Source organism: Mesoterricola sediminis, from assembly GCF_030295425.1.
In the GTDB taxonomy this organism is placed as follows: domain Bacteria; phylum Acidobacteriota; class Holophagae; order Holophagales; family Holophagaceae; genus Mesoterricola; species Mesoterricola sediminis.
The window spans coordinates 2525001-2542141 of sequence record NZ_AP027081.1 but is presented as its reverse complement, the minus strand read 5'-3'; the positions used below and the strand labels follow the sequence as shown (position 1 = coordinate 2542141).

At 68.4% G+C, this 17141-nt stretch carries 22 protein-coding genes (1 of these 22 only partly in view); 14 read left to right on the top strand and 8 right to left on the bottom strand.

The features are described from left to right. Positions 1 to 128 precede the first annotated feature (128 nt). The 7 genes from R2J75_RS11195 to R2J75_RS11170 all read right to left on the bottom strand — a co-directional run bounded on the left by R2J75_RS11195 (position 129) and on the right by R2J75_RS11170 (position 5933). The gene (locus R2J75_RS11195) at positions 129 to 1271 is read right to left on the bottom strand and encodes a DUF4382 domain-containing protein (protein ID WP_316410147.1); all 1143 of its coding nucleotides are present in this window, start codon (positions 1269 to 1271) and stop codon (positions 129 to 131) included. A gap of 365 nt (positions 1272 to 1636) precedes the next feature. Next, positions 1637 to 2872 (bottom strand): IS4 family transposase, encoded by a 1236-nt coding sequence (locus R2J75_RS11190; RefSeq protein ID WP_316410146.1) that lies wholly within the window; start codon positions 2870 to 2872, stop codon positions 1637 to 1639. 25 nt (positions 2873 to 2897) lie between these two features. Next, the gene (locus R2J75_RS19900) at positions 2898 to 3332 is read right to left on the bottom strand and encodes a GxxExxY protein (RefSeq protein ID WP_394365838.1); all 435 of its coding nucleotides are present in this window, start codon (positions 3330 to 3332) and stop codon (positions 2898 to 2900) included. 136 nt (positions 3333 to 3468) lie between these two features. Further along, positions 3469 to 4224, bottom strand: coding sequence for an IS5 family transposase (locus R2J75_RS11185; protein ID WP_316410145.1), 756 nt, complete (start codon positions 4222 to 4224; stop codon positions 3469 to 3471). A gap of 88 nt (positions 4225 to 4312) precedes the next feature. Further along, on the bottom strand, positions 4313 to 4831 hold the full coding sequence (locus R2J75_RS11180) for a hypothetical protein (protein WP_243335833.1): 519 nt from the start codon (positions 4829 to 4831) through the stop codon (positions 4313 to 4315). Beyond that, positions 4828 to 5328, bottom strand: a complete 501-nt coding sequence (locus R2J75_RS11175) for a hypothetical protein (protein WP_243335834.1) — start codon at positions 5326 to 5328, stop codon at positions 4828 to 4830. Before R2J75_RS11175 ends, R2J75_RS11180 begins: the two co-directional genes overlap by 4 nt. After that, the gene (locus R2J75_RS11170) at positions 5325 to 5933 is read right to left on the bottom strand and encodes an RNA polymerase sigma factor (protein ID WP_243347533.1); all 609 of its coding nucleotides are present in this window, start codon (positions 5931 to 5933) and stop codon (positions 5325 to 5327) included. The genes R2J75_RS11175 and R2J75_RS11170 overlap by 4 nt, the downstream gene beginning before the upstream one ends. Before the next feature lie 116 nt (positions 5934 to 6049). On the opposite strand from R2J75_RS11170, the gene hpt reads away from it, so the two are divergent. The 14 genes from hpt to R2J75_RS11100 all read left to right on the top strand — a co-directional run bounded on the left by hpt (position 6050) and on the right by R2J75_RS11100 (position 16363). Beyond that, positions 6050 to 6583, top strand: a complete 534-nt coding sequence (gene hpt, locus R2J75_RS11165) for a hypoxanthine phosphoribosyltransferase (RefSeq protein ID WP_243335836.1) — start codon at positions 6050 to 6052, stop codon at positions 6581 to 6583. Beyond that, a complete protein-coding gene (gene lptE / locus R2J75_RS11160) occupies positions 6583 to 7137 on the top strand; it encodes an LPS assembly lipoprotein LptE (protein ID WP_316410144.1) in 555 nt (184 codons plus the stop codon). The genes hpt and lptE overlap by 1 nt, the downstream gene beginning before the upstream one ends. Continuing rightward, entirely contained in the window at positions 7137 to 8162 is a 1026-nt protein-coding gene (gene holA, locus R2J75_RS11155) for a DNA polymerase III subunit delta (RefSeq protein ID WP_243335838.1), read from the top strand. Before lptE ends, holA begins: the two co-directional genes overlap by 1 nt. Before the next feature lie 156 nt (positions 8163 to 8318). Further along, a complete protein-coding gene (locus tag R2J75_RS11150) occupies positions 8319 to 9242 on the top strand; it encodes a fumarate hydratase (RefSeq protein WP_316410143.1) in 924 nt (307 codons plus the stop codon). A 9-nt stretch (positions 9243 to 9251) separates the two neighbouring features. After that, positions 9252 to 9836 carry a FumA C-terminus/TtdB family hydratase beta subunit gene (locus R2J75_RS11145; RefSeq protein WP_243335842.1) on the top strand — a complete coding sequence of 195 codons (585 nt, stop codon included), beginning with the start codon at positions 9252 to 9254 and terminating at the stop codon, positions 9834 to 9836. 33 nt (positions 9837 to 9869) lie between these two features. Further along, entirely contained in the window at positions 9870 to 10703 is an 834-nt protein-coding gene (gene prmC / locus R2J75_RS11140; protein ID WP_243347544.1) for a peptide chain release factor N(5)-glutamine methyltransferase, read from the top strand. Between the two features lie 31 nt (positions 10704 to 10734). Beyond that, positions 10735 to 11415, top strand: coding sequence for a flagellar basal body L-ring protein FlgH (locus R2J75_RS11135; protein ID WP_243335846.1), 681 nt, complete (start codon positions 10735 to 10737; stop codon positions 11413 to 11415). Between the two features lie 6 nt (positions 11416 to 11421). Next, positions 11422 to 12522: a flagellar basal body P-ring protein FlgI gene (locus R2J75_RS11130; RefSeq protein WP_243335848.1), complete on the top strand. Its 1101-nt coding sequence runs from the start codon at positions 11422 to 11424 to the stop codon at positions 12520 to 12522. Continuing rightward, the gene (locus tag R2J75_RS11125; protein WP_316410141.1) at positions 12519 to 12854 is read left to right on the top strand and encodes a hypothetical protein; all 336 of its coding nucleotides are present in this window, start codon (positions 12519 to 12521) and stop codon (positions 12852 to 12854) included. Before R2J75_RS11130 ends, R2J75_RS11125 begins: the two co-directional genes overlap by 4 nt. 90 nt (positions 12855 to 12944) lie before the next feature. Then, the gene (gene flgM, locus R2J75_RS11120; RefSeq protein ID WP_316410140.1) at positions 12945 to 13202 is read left to right on the top strand and encodes a flagellar biosynthesis anti-sigma factor FlgM; all 258 of its coding nucleotides are present in this window, start codon (positions 12945 to 12947) and stop codon (positions 13200 to 13202) included. A 9-nt stretch (positions 13203 to 13211) separates the two neighbouring features. After that, positions 13212 to 13523 carry a hypothetical protein gene (locus tag R2J75_RS11115; protein WP_243335851.1) on the top strand — a complete coding sequence of 104 codons (312 nt, stop codon included), beginning with the start codon at positions 13212 to 13214 and terminating at the stop codon, positions 13521 to 13523. A 45-nt stretch (positions 13524 to 13568) separates the two neighbouring features. Continuing rightward, positions 13569 to 13865: a hypothetical protein gene (locus R2J75_RS11110; RefSeq protein WP_243335852.1), complete on the top strand. Its 297-nt coding sequence runs from the start codon at positions 13569 to 13571 to the stop codon at positions 13863 to 13865. Between the two features lie 9 nt (positions 13866 to 13874). Beyond that, positions 13875 to 15386: a flagellar hook-associated protein FlgK gene (gene flgK / locus R2J75_RS11105; protein ID WP_243335853.1), complete on the top strand. Its 1512-nt coding sequence runs from the start codon at positions 13875 to 13877 to the stop codon at positions 15384 to 15386. A 14-nt stretch (positions 15387 to 15400) separates the two neighbouring features. Then, a complete protein-coding gene (locus tag R2J75_RS11100) occupies positions 15401 to 16363 on the top strand; it encodes a flagellin N-terminal helical domain-containing protein (RefSeq protein ID WP_243335854.1) in 963 nt (320 codons plus the stop codon). On the opposite strand, the gene R2J75_RS11095 is transcribed toward R2J75_RS11100, so the two are convergent. Continuing rightward, positions 16351 to 17141 carry the 3' portion of a hypothetical protein gene (locus R2J75_RS11095; protein WP_243335855.1) on the bottom strand. Its footprint extends 442 nt past the window's final position, so the window shows 791 of its 1233 coding nt (coding positions 443-1233); its start codon lies beyond the right edge, outside the window — the gene reads right to left on this strand; it ends in the stop codon at positions 16351 to 16353. The genes R2J75_RS11100 and R2J75_RS11095 overlap by 13 nt on opposite strands.

Genomic DNA, 17141 nt, shown 5'->3' with positions numbered 1-17141 from the left:
GCCCCTTCAGGCGACCGGGTTTCCCGGGACGCCGGCGCCCTCGATCCCGCGGGTGAGGCACATGGAGAAGCTCCCTGGAACAGGCCCATTGCACGCCTGTCCCAGGGAGCGGTTCCGGCCGCGGGCCGTCAGAAGGCCAGGGCCGCCGTGCCGGCGCCGCCGTCCGGCACGACCAGGGGCACGATCGCCGGATTGCTGACCACGCGGGTGACGGTCCCGTCCGAGGCGGTGGTGGCCCGGACCCCGGTGACGAAATAGGCGGCCGCGGGCACGGTGCCGAAATTGAAGGTCTCCGTGGCCCCCACCGCCGCCACGTCCCGGCGGACGATGAAGTTGGCGGTGGATCCGCCGGAGGCGAAGGTCGCCAGGAGGTAGGCCGCGTCGCTCTGGTCGGTGGTGGCCAGCGGGGTCACGGTGCCGCCGGCGGTGCCCGAGACGAGGGAGGCGGTGAAGGCGGCGCTGTAGGTCGCCACCGGGGCCGCCACGGTGATGGGCGTGGCCGCGCTGGCCTTGGGCGAGTAGACCTTGGTGGCCGTGGCGGGCATCGTCACCACGAAGTAGGTGCCGCCCACCGGCAGCAGGTCGAGGGTGTACTTGCCGGAGGCGTCCGTGACCGTGCTGCGGACGACGGAGGCGTTCCCCGCGTTGTCCAGGGTCTCCGCGTAGACGGTGACGCCGGCGAGGGCGGAGTTGTCGGCGGCGTCGGTGAGGGTGCCCGAGACCGAGCCGGTGACGGCCTTGTCGTAGCAGAAGACCACGGGCCGGAGCATGTACTTGCCCGAGTTGCCGGCCCCCACGACCTGGATGGAATGGGCCGCGTCGAAGTCGATCCAGATGTCCGCGGTGGTGCCCGCCTGGACATTGAAGTTCCCCACCAGCTTCAGACCCGTCTGGAGGCCGGAGGGCACGGTGAGGGCGTGGCTGCTGCCGTCCTGCAGGACCACGCTGTTGTTGGTGCCGAGGTGCAGGCGCATCTGCCCGTAGACCCCCGACGAAAGGGTCACGCCCTGGGCGAGGGTCTGGGAGATGCCGCCGGTGAGGGTGAGGAGATCGATGGGCCCGCCGGTCCAGGTGCCCAGGGTGGTCCAGGATCCGCCGTCTTTGCTGATCTCGATGGAGGTGACATCCAGCAGGACGGACTTGTACGCCGACGTGGGACCGTCGACCATGTGCACGCTGAGGGTGCCCGAGGAGGAACTTCCGGAATTGGAGGTGCACCCCAGGAAACCTGCAAGGGCCGCGGCGGCCGGGAGGATGATGAGTTTTCGCATGTGCGGGCTCCGGAGAGGTCTGCAGCCCCAACAATAGTCGTTCGGCCGGTCTTGGCCAGGGTACAGTTCCCCGTTCGGGAGATGGTACAGGGGAGCGGGCGGAGGAGGCGCTGAGGCTGGCCGCGGCCCCCATGCCGACCGCGCCTAGTGTCAATACTGTCGGTACAATGAATCATCGAGGCCGCCGGCGATGCCCTTTGGGGTTCCGGTGCCGGGGCTGAGGTGTCTCCAGGACCTCGATTTCGAATTCGACTCGCCTCGTCCCGGCTCGACTTCTTAGTCGGGTCGGCCAGTTGCTCATTTTCCTCTTGATGGCCCTGGGATTCATCCGGTCGCGGCTACAGCCTGCAGGTTCGCTCAGCAGCTCAGACAGGACGCTCTGATGGAATGCTGGCCTCTCCCGAGGGGGGGAGAGACGCGAAACGCGTCAGCTTGCGGCGAATCACCCGAACTGCGTGCAGGAACGATAAGCGATCGGGATCGACATCCCCCTTCAGGGCCGCTTCATGCATCAGGCCGCGGATGGAAAAGTGGGCCATCATCATCCCGTAGAACTCCTGTCTGACCAGGTCAGGCGTCTTGCTTCGAAGGGTTACCTGGCGACCCCGGAGATGGGTCTTCAATTCATCGAACGCACTCTCGATCTCCCATCGCTCGTGATAGAGGGCAGCCAATTCCCTGGCTGGGGCTTTCTCTGGATCGAGGATGGTAGTCGCCAGGCGGTAGATCGGTTCCGCTCCCTCCATCCCCTCCAGGGTGTATTCCACAACGCGGACCCGAATTCCATTCGTGGACTTCTTCCGGTCATACCAATACTCGTAGAAGGTGCTCAGGTAGCTTCCATCCTGCAGTTGCTTCTCCCTGGGCAGGTTCATGTCCTTACGCAGGCGCCAAAGGAGATCAGCCCCGGTTCCTTGGGCCAACTTCCATAGCTTGAAGCAATTGAATCCGCGATCGGCCAGGCAGAGCATCCCTGGTTCGAGCAGGGGTAACACGTCCTCCGCCAAGGCAACCTCTCCGACCTCATAGGAATCTACGCAGCTCCCGAACATCACATGGGTCCCAAGCTCGCAGAGGCAAACAAACCGGACCTTCGGGAATGCGACTTTGCCTCGTGATGACTCTATGGATCCGAAGGCTGCCTCGTTCTCAGCCTCATCTGGAACATCAAGGGTGCTTCCGTCAATGCTCACCAGCCGCCAGTTTCGAAACCAGGCACCCCGTGTCTGAGGCGTCGCGATAGGCTTGACGATCTCGTCGTGAAGCACCTTCATCGGTTCCCAACCAAGCCGAATTCGGGCCTGGGAAATGCTGGATTTGTGGGAGACCTTCGGCTCGACAGCCTTGTCCATCAACCATTGGACGCCTTCCAGCAGGCACCTCAGCACCTCACCGTAGGAAGCCTGCATGAATAACGCGAGAGCGATCACGTAGTAGACGACGACATGGGCGGGGAGGTCCCGTTGCCGCGCACTGGTCCTGCCTGTGCGTTTTAAAACATCGTCAACGTGGGTTCGGGGGAAGGTCTTTGCCACTACCCCCAAGCTCATGTAATCGGTGATCCGACTCCCTGCCGGGAGCGTCGCCGCAGTCCTCGCCATGGTCGCCTCTTCTTGCAACTATAGGCTACCGAGGCGTCTTGGCAAGGCTTGTACCGACAGTATTGGCCCTAGGGTGTGTTCGTAATCTAGGATAGTAATGGCTAATACCCATCCGTGCCGGAGCATGGAGGAGCTGGAATGGTGAGTCTGTGCTGCAGTGCCTGATGGCGCCGCGCATTCGCAGCATCCTATTGGAACGCGGAGGCGCGGAGGATCTCGCTGAGGCTCGCGGAGAAAGGATCAAGCCCACAAGCCCCCTCCACTCGATATCCAGGAAAACCTCCCGCTTCACCTTATGGCCGGCCAGTCTCAGGGAGTGCGCCAGACAGACCTTGTAGGGATCTTCCAGGAGTCCGTGCCCCAGAGCCTTCTGGATCTCGATGGCCTCCCCGATGATGGCCTGGGTGATCTCCTTGTGCGGATGATCCTCCCCGTCGACCTCTCCCCAATGCCTTCCCATCACGCCTCCCGTTGGGACGTGTCATTGGGAGGTGGCAGGTTCCAGGAGCGCTTTCCTCCGCGACCCTCTGCGAGATCCTCCGCGCCTCCGCGTTTCATAGGATCAATGAGGATCCGGAACGCTTGTCACCCTCCGCTCATAGCCTCAGCCAGATCACGATGCAGGCCAAAGCCACCTGGGCTGAGAAACTTCGCGCCGTTTTGTCGAACCTGGTGGCCAGCGCCCTGAACTGTTTGAGCTTGGCGAACCCATGCTCGATGGCATGGCGGGCCTTGTATAGGTGTGAGTCCCAGGCCGCCGGATTCTTGCGCCGGGGATGAGGTGGGATGACGGCTGTCGCACCCATGGCCTCGATCGCCTTCCTTACCGGGTTCCCATCGTAGGCCCGATCTCCGGACACGTACTCTGCCTGCCAACCGCACAGCAATCCTTCAGCAGACCGGCTTTCATGGGCTTGCCCCGGAGTGACCAGGAAATCCAAAGGATTACCGTGGGCATCGCAGATCAAATGGATCTTGGTCGAGCATCCACCCCGAGATCGTCCGAGCGCCTGGTTCCAGAGCCCCCCCCTTTTGCCTGCTGAAGGTTGATGAGCGCGAAGGATGGTGCCATCCGGCATGACCCACTCCAGGTCGGCTTCCTTGCGCAGGAACTCCAGGATCCTTTGCCACACGCCGCGCTTGGTCCAGGCCTCAAATCGCGTGTACACGCTTGTCCAAGGTCCAGATTCCTCCGGCAGGTCCCTCCACGGCGCCCCAGTCCTGTGCCTCCACAGGATCGCCTCCACCATGGGACGGTTGGGGTGACGGGATCGCCCCATCCCTCCACGCTCTGGCGGAAGGAGCGGTTCAAGCTTTGCCCACAGGGCATCGGTCAGGAAACTTCTCGGCATCGTTACCCCAGGAAAATTCGTGGTGTACGAGCCTTTACGTATGAGTACAAGTTAACTATTTATCTAATCTATAGATTCCGAACACAGCCTAGTGCTCCCCGCGCCCCACGCCTTCCCGCAGCACTTCGCGGAGCCGCTGCTGGATCTCGTCCATCGCCAGGATCAGCCGCGCCTGCTGCGCGGGGGTCAGGCCGGCGCGCACGTCCTCCTCGAACTGCTTCCGGCCCGCCTCCTGCTGCTGGCGGAGGACGATGAACTGGTCGATCAGGGGCCGCAGCCGGGCGTTCTTGTCCTCCTCGCGCTCGGGCCCCATGAGGATCTGGTTGAACTGCCGGCGCAGTTCCACGGCCTGCTGGCCCCGCTCCAGGTGCTCCCGGTCCCAGCGGCTCCAGCGTTCGGCCACGAGGCGGGCCCGGTCTTCGGGGAGCCCCACGATCTGCTGGATCCGGGCGAGCCGGAAGTGGTAGAGCCGGCTCATCAGGCGAGGATCCCGGCCCGCGCGCCCCGGCCGGGGGGTCTGGCCGCGGAGCGGCTCCGCCTCCCGGGCCTGGAGGGAGAGGGCCGCGCCCAGCGCGAGGCACGGCAGGAGTCGGGCGCGGAGGCTCATGGCTGGCTCCCTTGGGCATCGGCCTTGTCGATGAGGGCCTTCGCTTCCTCGGCCGAGAGGTTGTGCAGTTGGGTGATCTCCTCATCGCCTTCCTGGAAGGGCGCGTCGGGGAGGGTGGCGGGCAGGTCCTGGGCCGCGGGGACGGCCGCGGGGTTGATGCTGGCCTCCACAACCGGCTGCCTGTTTGCACGGCCCAACAGGAAGCCGCCGGTGCCCATGGCGGCCATCAGGCCCGCGGCCAGGGCCCAGAGCAGGGCGGGGCGCTGAAGGGCGGGACGGGTGGCGGGCAGCTTCCGGAGGACCCGGCCGGGAAGCCGATCGAAATAACCGGCCGGCGCCAGCGCCCCGGGGGCCTCCTCCATGGCGAGCCAGGTGACCCGGGCCTCGGCGCAGGCGGGGCAGCGGGCCACGTGGGCCTCGGCGGCGGGGGGCAGGGCGAGGGGATCGGCTTCGATGGCCTTCAGGGCCTCAAGGCAGGGGCTGGGCAGACCGGTCATGGACGCCCTCCTTGGATGTGCTGGGTCAGGTTCTGGATCGCATGGAAGATGTGGGCCTTCACGCTGCCGACCGAGATGTTCATCTGGGCGGCAATCTGCTCATATTTCCAATCATTCTCTATCTTGAGCATAAGGGCCTCCCGCTGCCGCTGGGGCAGGCGGGGCAGGGCCTCCCGGAGGAGCCGGCGGGACTCCTGGTCCAGGAAGGCGGACATCTGGTTGTCCTCCACCCGGAGGGCCGGGTGTTCCTGCCCCTCCGGGGTGGGATCCAGGCTCTCGTGGGAGGAGCGGACCCGGCCCAGGAAGTTGAGGGCCTGGCGGGTGGTGATGGTGATCAGCCAGGTCCGGAAGGAGGACTCGAAGCGGAACCCGGGCAGGGCCCGGTACACCCGCAGGAAGGTCTCCTGGACCACGTCGTCGGCGTCCAGGTGGTTCTTGAGGATGGAAAAGGCCTTCCCGTAGACGTCCCGCTGAAAGCGCTCCACCAGGTTGGCGAAGGCGACCTGGTCTCCGGCCTGGGCGGCCACCACCCACGCCTGGACCTCCGGCCCGTGGTAGGGGGAGTCCTGGAGGGCAGCGGACGTCGGCCTCTCGTCATGAACCATGGCTGTTGTCATCATCGGGGGGCCCCTTGGAAAAGGCAAGGTCCCTGAACGGGGCCATTCAAGAGACCCCCGGCCCCGGGCCGGGGTTGAATGGTATAAAGGTGACGGAGAACACCATGTCCAAGTCCCTGAGCCGCATCTACCCCCTCCTCACCCAGGACCAGATCGCCGCCCGCGTGAAGGAGCTGGGGATCCAGCTCGCCGCGGACTACGCGGGCAAGGACCTCGTGGTCATCGGCCTCCTGAACGGCGTCTACCCGTTCTTCGCCGACCTGACCCGGGCCATCGCCCTGGACATGGACGTCAGCTTCATGCGGGTCGCCAGCTACGGCCACGGCTTCGAGTCCACCGGGGAGGTCAAGATCCTCACCGACTGCGACACCTCCATCCGGGGCCGCCACGCGCTGATCGTGGAGGACATCGTCGACACCGGGCTGACCCTGCACAAGGTCCGCAAGATCCTCATGGACCGCGAGCCGGCCAGCCTGCGCATCTGCACCCTGCTGGACAAGCCCAGCCGGCGCCGGGTCGAGGTGCCCGTGGACTACGTCGGGTTCTCCATCGAGGACCACTTCGTCGTGGGCTACGGGCTGGACCTGGAGGGCAAGCTGCGCAACCTCCCCTACGTGGGCATCTACAACCCGGCCTGATGAACATCCGCCCCGTCGTCCCCCTCCTCGCCGGGGCCCTCCTCCTGGGCTGCGGCTACCGGCGCCTCGACCAGCGGCCGCGGACCGCGGCCTGGATGGCCAAGGGCGGCACCGTGCGCATCGCCAGCTTCCGCAACAACACCCCCAAGCTGGGGGCGGAGGAGACCTTCCGGAAGGCCCTGGAGAACCGCATCGTCGCGGCCTCCCCCTGGCGCCTGGTGCCCGGGAGCGCCTCCAGCCGCTGGGTCCTCCAGGGGGCCATCGAGACCTACGAAGTGCGCCCCCTGGGCCTCTCCCTGGGGTCCGGGGTCCTGCGCGGATCCTCCGCCGGCTCCGCCACCCGGGTGGAGGTGGTGGTCGCGGCCTCCGTCCAGCTCCTGGACGGCGTCACCGGCGACGTGGTCATCCAGCGCCCGCGCCTGACCTTCTCGAACCAGTACCGGGTCGACCAGAACTTCGCGACCTTCAACAACCAGGAGCTCCGGGTCCTCTCCTCCCTGGCCGACGATTTCGCCGAGAGCTTCCTGACCCAGCTCCTGGAAGGGAGCGACTGATGGCCATCCCCCGGACCTGGCTGGACGCCCCCTACGCCCTCGTCCACGGGGAGGACGCGGATGGGCGGCGGGAGGCCGTGGAGGCCTGGAAGGCCGTCCACGTGGACCCCGAATGGGAGGTGTTCTCCTACACCCTCTGCGCCGAGGGCTGCCCCTGGCCCGAGGTCCTGAACGCCCTGTCGGAGACGGCCCCCCTGGGCGCCGACCGGGTGGTGGTGGTGCCCCAGGCCGACAACCTGCTGGAGCGGGCCAAGGAGTTGCCGCCGGCGGTGAAGCGGGTCCTGCAGGAACCCCTGGATGGCACCCGCCTGCTCCTGGTGTCCCGGACGGGCCTCCAGGCCGGCCCCGGCCGGATCCTGGGGGCCAAGCCCTTCAGCGACTGGGCCAAGCAGGGCCGGGTCCTCAAGCTGGGCGCCCTGGACGACAAGGAGGCCCCGGCCTTCGTCGAGGCCGAGGCCGCCGCCCTGGGGCTGCGCCTGGGCTCCGGCGTCGCCCGCCGCATCGCCGCCCGCATGGGCGGAAACCCGGGCGTCCTCCGGCGATGCCTGGAGGTGCTGGACCTGCTGGCTGACGACCGTCGCGTGGAGGCGGACCTGGTGGACAAGGCCACCTTCCGGCTCGGCGAGCAATCCGCCTTCGCCTGGTCCAAGGCCTGGCAATCCGGATCCATCCCCCAGGCGCTGGCCTCCCTGCGGATCGCCCTGGAGGACGAGCCCAGCGGCGCCCCGCTCATGCTCCTGGGCCAGGCCCGGCGGGAGGTGGAACGCCTCTGCCGGCTGGCGGACGCACGCCGGGACGGCATCCGTGTCCGCAACGACCTGCTGCCGGCCCTGGGCCTGGGTCCCAACCAGGCCTTCCTCCTGGATGGCTATGAAAAGGTCCTGAACCGCATCGGGGCCGAGGGCGCCGCCCGGCTCCTCCACCTGGTGAACCAGACCGACCTGGATCTGAAGGGGATGGCCCTGAGCCGCAGCGTCACCCCCCTGTTGAACCTCACCACCGCCCTCGCCCGGGCCTGGGCCTGAAGGGCGCCGGCGGCCGGGCGGGTCCGGCGGGGCCTGAAAAAAGAGTTGTTAATCTCATTTCACGGGCTTACACCTAGGAAGACGCTCCCCGGGGGAACCATGACCGCCTGCCCGTTACCCTCCCTCACCTCCCTTGAGACGGTGGAGGCCCGATCCGTGTTGCCCGCCGACTGGAAGGCCGATCTGGCCAACCCGGCTTCGGTGGACCTGACCCTGCCCGTCCTCGAGCTGATCCGGCGCAGCACCACCCGGCTGCCCCAGGACGTGATCGAGGCCCTGGTGGCCTTCCGGAACCGCGAGGCCGAGGGCTCCCGGGCCGCCAACACCCTGGACACCATGCTCGAGAACGTCACCCTGGCCGACGAGAACGTGGCGCCCCTCTGCCAGGACACGGGCACCCTCATCTTCTGGGTGCGGCATCCCTTCGGCTTCTCCCAGCGCGTCCTCAAGCAGCAGGTGCGCAAGGCCGTGGCCGAGGCCACCGCCAAGAGCTGGCTCCGGCCCAACTGCGTGGAGAGCCTCTCCGGCCGCAACCCCGGCAACAACATGGACCCCTTCGGCGAGACCCACCCGGTCGTGCACTTCGAGGAGCACGAGGGCCCCGGCATCGAGATCTCCATCATGCAGAAGGGCGGCGGCTGCGAGAACGTGGGCGCCCAGTACCGCCTGCCCGACGTGGCCATCGGCGCGGGCCGCGACCTGGGCGGCGTGCGCAAGTGCATCATCGACGCCGTGACCAAGGCCCAGGGCCAGGGCTGCTCCCCGGGCATCCTGGGGGTGGCGATCGGCGGCGACCGCGTCACCGGCTACGAGCGCAGCAAGGAGGTCATCCTCCGCAAGCTGGGCACCCCGAACCCCGACCCCAAGCTGGACGCCTTCGAGCGGCAGCTGACGGAGGAGCTGAACAGCCTCGGGATCGGCCCCATGGGCTACGGCGGCCTCACCACCGTCCTGGGCGTGAACGTCTCGGAGATGTGGCGCCATCCGGCCAGTTTCTACGTCAGCATCAGCTACATGTGCTGGTCCTCCCGGCGCATGGACCTGGTCATCGAGCCTTCCGGCAACGCCGTCTACCGCTAGGAGCCTCCCGTGAAGAAGATCATCACTCCCATTTCCGAAGCGGTCATTCGCGAGCTCAAGGTGGGCGACGAGATCCTCCTGAACGGCAAGGTGGTCCTGTCCCGGGACATCGGCCACAAGTTCATGGTGGAGAAGAAGCCCGAATGGCTGAAGCCCATCCTGGAGGAGGCCGTCATCTACCACTGCGGCCCCGTCGTGGCCAGGCAGGCCGATGGGTCCTGGACCTTCGTGTCCGCCGGCCCCACCACCAGCATCCGCGAGGAGCCCTACCAGGCGGATGTCCTGGAGACCTACAACGTCCGCGGCGTCATCGGCAAGGGCGGCATGGGCAAGAAGACCTCGGACGGCCTCCGGAAGGCGGGGGCCTGCTACTTCCACGCCACGGGCGGCGCCGGGGCCCTCCTGGCCGAGCGGGTCAAGCGGGTCGTGGACGTGAAGATGCTGGAGGAGTTCGGCAGCCCCGAGGCCTTCTGGATCATCGAGGTGGAGGACTTCCCCCTCGTGGTCACCATGGACAGCCACGGCGGCAGCCTCCACGAGGAGGTGGCCAACACCAGCCAGGCGCGCGCCAAGGAACTGATGGCCGCCCGATAGGCCCGCCTCCGGGTAGGATGGCTGTTCGGACCTATGCACGGAACCACGTACGCCCAGCTCCAGCGCCACCTCGCCGACGCCCTCGCCGGTTTCCTGGAGGTCCAGGAGGCCCGGGCGGAGGCGCGGCGGTGGTTGATCGAAGGCCTGGGCCTCGGCTCGACCTGGCTGCTCGCCCACGGGGAGGACACCGTCCCTTCCCGGGACGTGGACCAGGTGGCGGGGTGGCTGGACCGGCGCCGGGCCGGGGAGCCCTGGTCGTACATCCTGGGCTGGGCCCCCTTCCGGGGGCGGCGCTTCAAGGTCACCCGGGACACCCTGATCCCCCGGCCCGAGACCGAACTGGTCCTGGAGGCGGCCCTGGACGTGGGGCGGCGCCTGGGCGTCCTCCACGCCGTCGACGTGGGCACCGGCTCCGGGATCCTTGCCGTGTGCATGGCCCTGGAGACGGACTGGGAGGTCCGGGCCTCCGACATCAGCCGCGGGGCCCTGGCCGTGGCCCGGGAGAACGCGGCCGCCCACGGCGCCCGGGTGGCCTTCCACAAGGGGGACCTCCTGGGCCCCCTCCCGGACCCCCTGGGGCTCGTGGTGTCGAACCCCCCCTACGTGGATCCGGCGGACGAGCAAACCCTCCAGCGCGAGCTGGCCTTCGAACCCCGGTCGGCGCTTTTCGCCGAGGACCGGGGCCTGGCCCTGGCCACCGCCCTCCTCCGCCAGGCCCGGGTCCGCAGCGCCCCCGGGGTGGTCCTGGAGATTGGCGCGGGGCAGGGGGCCGAACTCCAGGCCCGGGCCGAGGGCCTCGGCTGGGGACGGGTGGCGGTGCACCGGGATTTCGCCGGGCACGACCGGGTGTTGATGGCTTTGGCATGACCCCTGCCCATTCCTCCCTTGGAGGCAGGTCATGCGGTATCTTTTGCCCATCCTATCCGGATTGCTGGTCCTGGGGTGCTCGCTCCCCAAGACCCACGATCCCAACCTCACCCGCCAGCCCCGCATCCCCTATCCCGAGGACGCCCCGGCGCGGGGAGCCCTCTCCGACGGATCCCTCTGGCAGGACCGGGCCACCTTCGCCGACCTGCGGGCCCACAACCTGAACGACCTCGTCACCATCCGGATCGCGGAGACCACCACCGCCACCTCCAAGGCCGACGTGACCACCGCCCGGTCCGGCTCGAACAACCTGAACGCCCCCAGCCTCTTCAGCCGCCTCGCCAATGCGGGCGTGGGCAGCGGCGCCGCCGCCACCAGCGGGTACACCACCTCCAACACCAACAAGTTCGCGGGCAACGGGGTCACCGACCGCAGCGCCGTCTTCACGACGACCATCACCGCCCGGGTCGTGAAGGTCCTGGGCAACGGCAACCTGATCTTCGAGGGCTACCGGGACATCCACCTCAACAACGAGAAGCAGCGGCTCTACGTGGCCGGTATGCTGGACCCGGCCCGGCTCGACGCCACCAACACCATCGCCTCGGCCCAGGTGGCCGAGCTGCGGGTGGGCTACGGCGGCCAGGGCGTGGTGGACGAGACCCTCAAGCCGGGCTACATCAGCCGGCTCCTGGCCTACATCTGGCCCTTCTGAGGCGGCATGATGCGACGGATCCTCCTCTCCCTCCTGACCGTCCTCGGCGCCGCCGCCGCGGAGACCCGGTACGAGCTGCCCCTCCGGGAGGTCGCGAACCTCCAGGGCGTGCGCGGCAACATGCTCCTCGGCTACGGTCTCGTGGTCGGCCTCAAGGGCACCGGCGACACCAACCAGTCCAAGTTCACCATCCAGACGCTGGCCAACCTCATGGCCCGCCAGGGCATCAGCATCGCGACCACGGGCCTGAACGTGAAGAACGTGGCCTCCGTGATGGTCACCGCCGAGCTCCCCGCCTTCGCGCGGCCCGGACAGCGGGTCGACGTCACCGTCAGCTCCAACGGGGACGCCCAGTCCCTGGCCGGCGGCACCCTCCTCATGACCCCCCTCCAGGGCCCCGACGGCCAGGTCTACGTGGTCGGGCAGGGCCCCGTCCTGGTGGGCGGCTTCTCCGTCGCCACCGCCGGAGCCTCCAACACCAAGAATCACCCCACCGCCGGCCGGATCCCCGAAGGCGGCCTGGTGGAGCGGGAGGTGGGCGGCAACTTCAACGACCGCAAGGTCCTCCGCTACAGCCTCCAGGAGGAGGACTTCACCACCGCCGTGCGCGTGGTCAAGGCCATCAACCAGGAGCTGCCGGCGGCCTCCGCCCGGGCCCTGGACGCCCGGACCGTGGAAGTCCCCATTCCCCCCGAATTCCAGGGGCGGACCGTGGAGCTCGTCGCGCGCCTGGAGAACCTGCCCATCGCCCTCCAGACCAAGGCCCGGGTCGTCGTGAACGAGAAGACCGGAACGGTCATCATGGGCTCGGACGTGCGGATCGGGGCCGTGAGCATCGTGCAGGCCGGCCTCTCCATCTCCGTCTCCACGGTCCAGAAGGTGAGCCAGCCCGCGCCGCTCTCCAAGGGCAAGACGGTGACCACGGCCACCGGCGACGTGAAGGCCGAGGAGGAGAAGACCAAGTCCTTCACCCTCGAGCCGGGCACCACCGTCGGGCGCCTCGCCGAGATGCTCAACAACGTGGGCGTCACCCCCCGCGACCTGGTGGCCATCCTCCAGGCCATGAAGGACGCGGGCGCCCTCAACGCCGAGCTGAGGGTCCTGTGAGCTCCGTCCCCCTCCTCGCCTCCGCCCAGGGCTCCCCCCTGGACCGGGTGGCCACGGCAACCGAGCCGACGAGCAAGGACCCCGCCGAGGCCGCCAAGCAGTTCGAGGGGCTGCTGATGGCCAATCTTTTCAAGGAATTGCGCAAGACCGTCCACACCTCCGGCCTGTTCGGGGAAAGCGCCGGGGCCCGGAGCACCTATGAGTTCCTCTTGGACCAGGCCGTGATCAACCACGCCATGGAGGGGGGGGCCTCCTGGGGCCTCAAGGACCGCCTGGAGGCCTCCATCAGGGCCGCCCAGGGCACCACCCAGGACTCCGGCCACACGAGTTAATGGTAAATCCCCACCTGCCGATACCATGAGTGTCGAGGTGTGGAAATGAGGGTTTCAATCAAGTCGGGGGGAACGGGGTCGGGCGCGAAGGTGAGCGCTGGCAGTTCGGCTCCCTCTCAGCCGGCTTCCACCGCTCCGGCGGGTCCCGTCTCGGACGCCCTCAGCGTCTCCAGCGGCGCCCACTTCGTGGCCGTGGCCCGGGCCCGCATCACCGGGATTCCCGACGTGCGGCTGGACCGGGTGGAGGCGCTCCGGGCGAGTCTGGACGCCGAGGACTACCATCCGGACCCCGACGCCGTGGCGGACGGGCTCCTCAAGGAATACACCCCCCTCCCGCTGGGGTCCTGAGGGCGCGCCATGAACCCCATCACCCTGCGCCAGTCCTTCCAGACGGCGAACCTGGAGGCCCTGAGGGAAGCCCAGGGGTTCAACGACCTGCTGGCAAGGGAAGCGGCCCATAAGCGGATCCTGGACGACCGCACCGCGCAGGAGCAGAACAACGTGCCCGAGATACCCCGGGCCGACGCCCTGCGCACCGAGGAGCGCAAGGGCCGCCAGGGGCGGGAGGACGCCCCGGAGCAAGGGGAGGCCCCCGAAGCGGCTTCGGGGGAGGACCTGGCGCCTGAACGGGCAATTCCTGCCGAAGGCGGCCTGGATCTCCTGGTCTGACGGCCCTGGCACGTGGTTTGCGGTGAGGAGGCCCGGAGGCCTTTCATGCTGCACGCCCTGCCCGCCCTGCTCCATGACCTTGAAGCCAAGCTCATCGCAGGCGAGGATCCGCTCCCGCTCCTGGCGACGGTGCGGTGGCAGGAGCTCATCGGCTGGCCCGCGGACCTCGAGGGGGCCCAGGCCCTCCGGCGGCGGGTGCAGAACCTCCAGAACCTCGTGTCTTCGCTGGAGGCGCCCCTGCGGGCGACGCTCATGAAGCTGGGGGACGGCGGGACCTACGCGCCGCGCGGCGGCGTGCCCCTCCCCGCGACCCTCTCCGTCCGCATCCAGCAGCACGTGTAGGAGGACGCCGTGCCCGGACTCACCGCAGGACTCAACATCGGCCTTTCCGGCCTGACGTCGGCGCAGGCCGCGCTGGACATCATCGGCCACAACATCGCCAACGTGAACACCACGGGCTACTCGCGCCAGACCGCGGTGGTGAGCAGCAACGGCTCCGTCAACGAGGGCAACCTGTTCTTCGGCATGGGCTCCTCCCTCGCCAACGTCCAGGCGGTGCGGGACCAGCTCCTCAACCTCCAGATCACGAACAGCACCTCCCGCCAGGCCGGGGCCCAGACCCGGAACCAGGCCCTCGAGACGGCCGCGTCCATCTTCACGGACGACGGGACCTCGGGCATCTCCTACCAGCTCAACCAGTTCTTCACGGCCCTCCAGAAGCTGTCCGCCCAGCCCGAGGACACCTCGGTGCGCACCAACCTGGTGGGCGCCGCCAAGAGCCTCATCGAGACCATGCAGGTGAAGTACCAGGCCCTCCAGGCCGCCCAGCAGAACGCGGACGCCCAAGTGCCCACCCTCGTGAACCAGGTGAACACCCTCACCAAGCAGATCGCCGCGCTGAACCAGAAGCTGGCCGGAGAGACCAACTCCCTGAACGACAACGACGCCATGGACCAGCGGCAGGCCCTGGCCGATCAGCTGGCCCAGCTGGTGGGGGTCCAGACCTACATCGACTCCAAGAACCAGATGACGGTCACCCTGGACGGCGGCGCCGCCCCCCTCGTGGCGGGCCTGACCTCCTTCGACCTCCACGCCGTCAAGGGCGCCACGTCCCCCTACTACACCCAGGTGACCACCTCCGCCATCCAGACCGGCACCCCCCCCAGCGACAAGAACGTCACCTCCGGCATCCTCAACGGCCAGCTGGGCGCCCAGCTCGACCTGCGGGACAACCTCCTGTCCGGCTACGAGCAGCAGCTCGACGAACTCGCCGCGGGCCTGGCCTACAACGTCAACACCCTGCACAGCACCGGCTACTCCCTGGACGGCACCCAGCACGGCCTCGACTTCTTCGTGGGCACCGCCGGAACCACGAACCACCTCCCCAGCAACGTGCAGGTCCCGCCCTCCGCCAACCCCGCCGACGACTACCGGGGCACGGTGCTCAGCCTCTCCGTGAACGCCGCCATCGCCGCCGACCCGGACCTGATCGCCGCGGGCGGGGCGGCCGCCGCGGGCGACAACAGCATCGCCAAGCAGCTCGTGGATCTGCAGACCAAGACCAGCGTCATCGACGCCACCGGCGCGGGGCCGGGGGCCGCCACCACGGGTCCCTTCAGCACCTTCATGTCCGGCCTGGTCAACCGCATCGGGACCGACGCCAACCAGTGGGACACGACGGCCACGAACCAGGAGAACATCACCACGGCCCTCACGAACCAGCGCTCCAGCATCGCCGGCGTGGACCTGGATACCGAAGCCGCCAACCTGATCATGTACCAGCGGGGCTACCAGGCGTCAGCCCGCTTCCTGACGGTGATCAGCCAGCTGACGGACCAGATGATCAACCAGCTTGGCCGATGAAAGGCGGGTGACCCATGACGATCCGCAGCACCAACCCCATGAACAGCGCCCAGCTCCTCCTGGACCTCCAGCGGAGCAAGGACCGCCTGTCGCTCTACACCTCCCAGCTCACGTCCGGCAAGCGCATCATCAACATCGGCGACGATCCCGGCGGCAGCGCGGCCATCCTCAACTTCCAGGCCTCCATCGGCCAGAACAAGCAGTACATGGCCCAGATCGACACGGCCACCTCGTACCTCGCCAACACCGAGGACGTGGCCTCGTCCATGCAGACGGAAGTCACCCGCCTCATGCAGCTCGCCCAGACGGGCATGACCGGCACCCAGAGTTCCGTGAGCCGCCAGGCCATCGCCTCCGAGGTGGACGGCATCTTCGATCACCTCATGAACCTCGCCAACACGCAGGTCCAGGGCAAGTACATCTTCGCCGGCAGCATGACCACGGGGTACACCGACCCCCTGGGCGTCTTCCATCCGCCCTTCGAGGACGTCCAGGGCGCCACGGCCCCTGCGAACACCATCACCTACAACGGCAACAACGCGGACATCGTCTTCAAGGTCGGCGCGAGCTCCAACGTCACCACCAACGTGGCCGGGGACACCCTCTTCTTCGGCGGGCCCGCGGCCACCTCCCTGGGCAGCGCCACCGACATCTTCAAGGTGGCCAAGGACCTCAGCCAGGCCCTGACCTCCGGCAACACGGCCGCCATGCAGACCGCCTACGACAGCCTCAAGACCATCAGCGACCACGTGAACGTCGTCATCACCGACCTCGGGGGGCGGCAGAGCGGCATCGACCAGATCAAGACGAGCCTGTCCACCCTCAACACGAACCTGGCCGCCGTGGAGTCCTCCGTGGAGGACGTGGACTACGCCGACGCCATCACCAGCTACACCAAGGAGAACGTCGCCCAGCAGGCCTCCCTGGCCACCATGGCCAAGACCAACCGGCAGACCCTCTTCGACTACCTGGCCTGAACCGGCGCGAAGGGCAGGGCGGTCAGCGGCGCCCACCACACCGCCCCCGGGGGGCCCTCCAGGAGCAGGGACCCGGAGGCCGGATCCAGGCGGGGCGCCCCTGGCGGGATGTCCTGGGGAGGCCGCACGAGGGACCAGGCCTGGCCCCAGGCGAGGCGCTCCAGGCCCTCGCGGGCCGGGTCCCAGCGGTAGACGCGGTCCAGTCCCGCCGCGAGCCAGGCCGCCCATTCCCCGCCAGGATCCGCGTCGGCGGGGACGGCGGGCTTCGCGGGCGCGAACCAGAGGCGGCCCTTGTCGTCCCCCCCGGCCAGGCGCAGCAGGCGCCCGTCCCGGGCGAAGGGGTCCTCGGCGGGGAGCGGCCCGGGCTCCACGTCCTCGATGACGCTGCCGTCCCTGGCGACCTCGGCGACGCGGCCCGGGACCGCCTGCCACCAGAAGCGGCGCCCGGCCTGGACGACGGAGCCGCGCCACTCCGCGCAGGGCAGGCCGCGCTCGGCGGGGCCGGCCACATGGCTCCAGCCCTTGGCGGCGCTCCAGGCGCTGAGCCCCGATGGCGTGGCGGCGAGGAAGGAGGAGGGGCCCGTGGCCAGCAGGGCGTCCACGGAGGGCGCTTCCGGCGGCAGCTCGATCTCGCGGGGCGCCGGGCGCTTCCCCGCGCCCGGGACCGGAACCCGGAGCACCGGCCCGGCCTGACCATAGAGGAAGACGGCCCCTTCGGCCCCGCCGCCCAGGTCCATGCGGGTGAAGGTCCCGCGCACGGACCAGCGCGCCTCGCCGG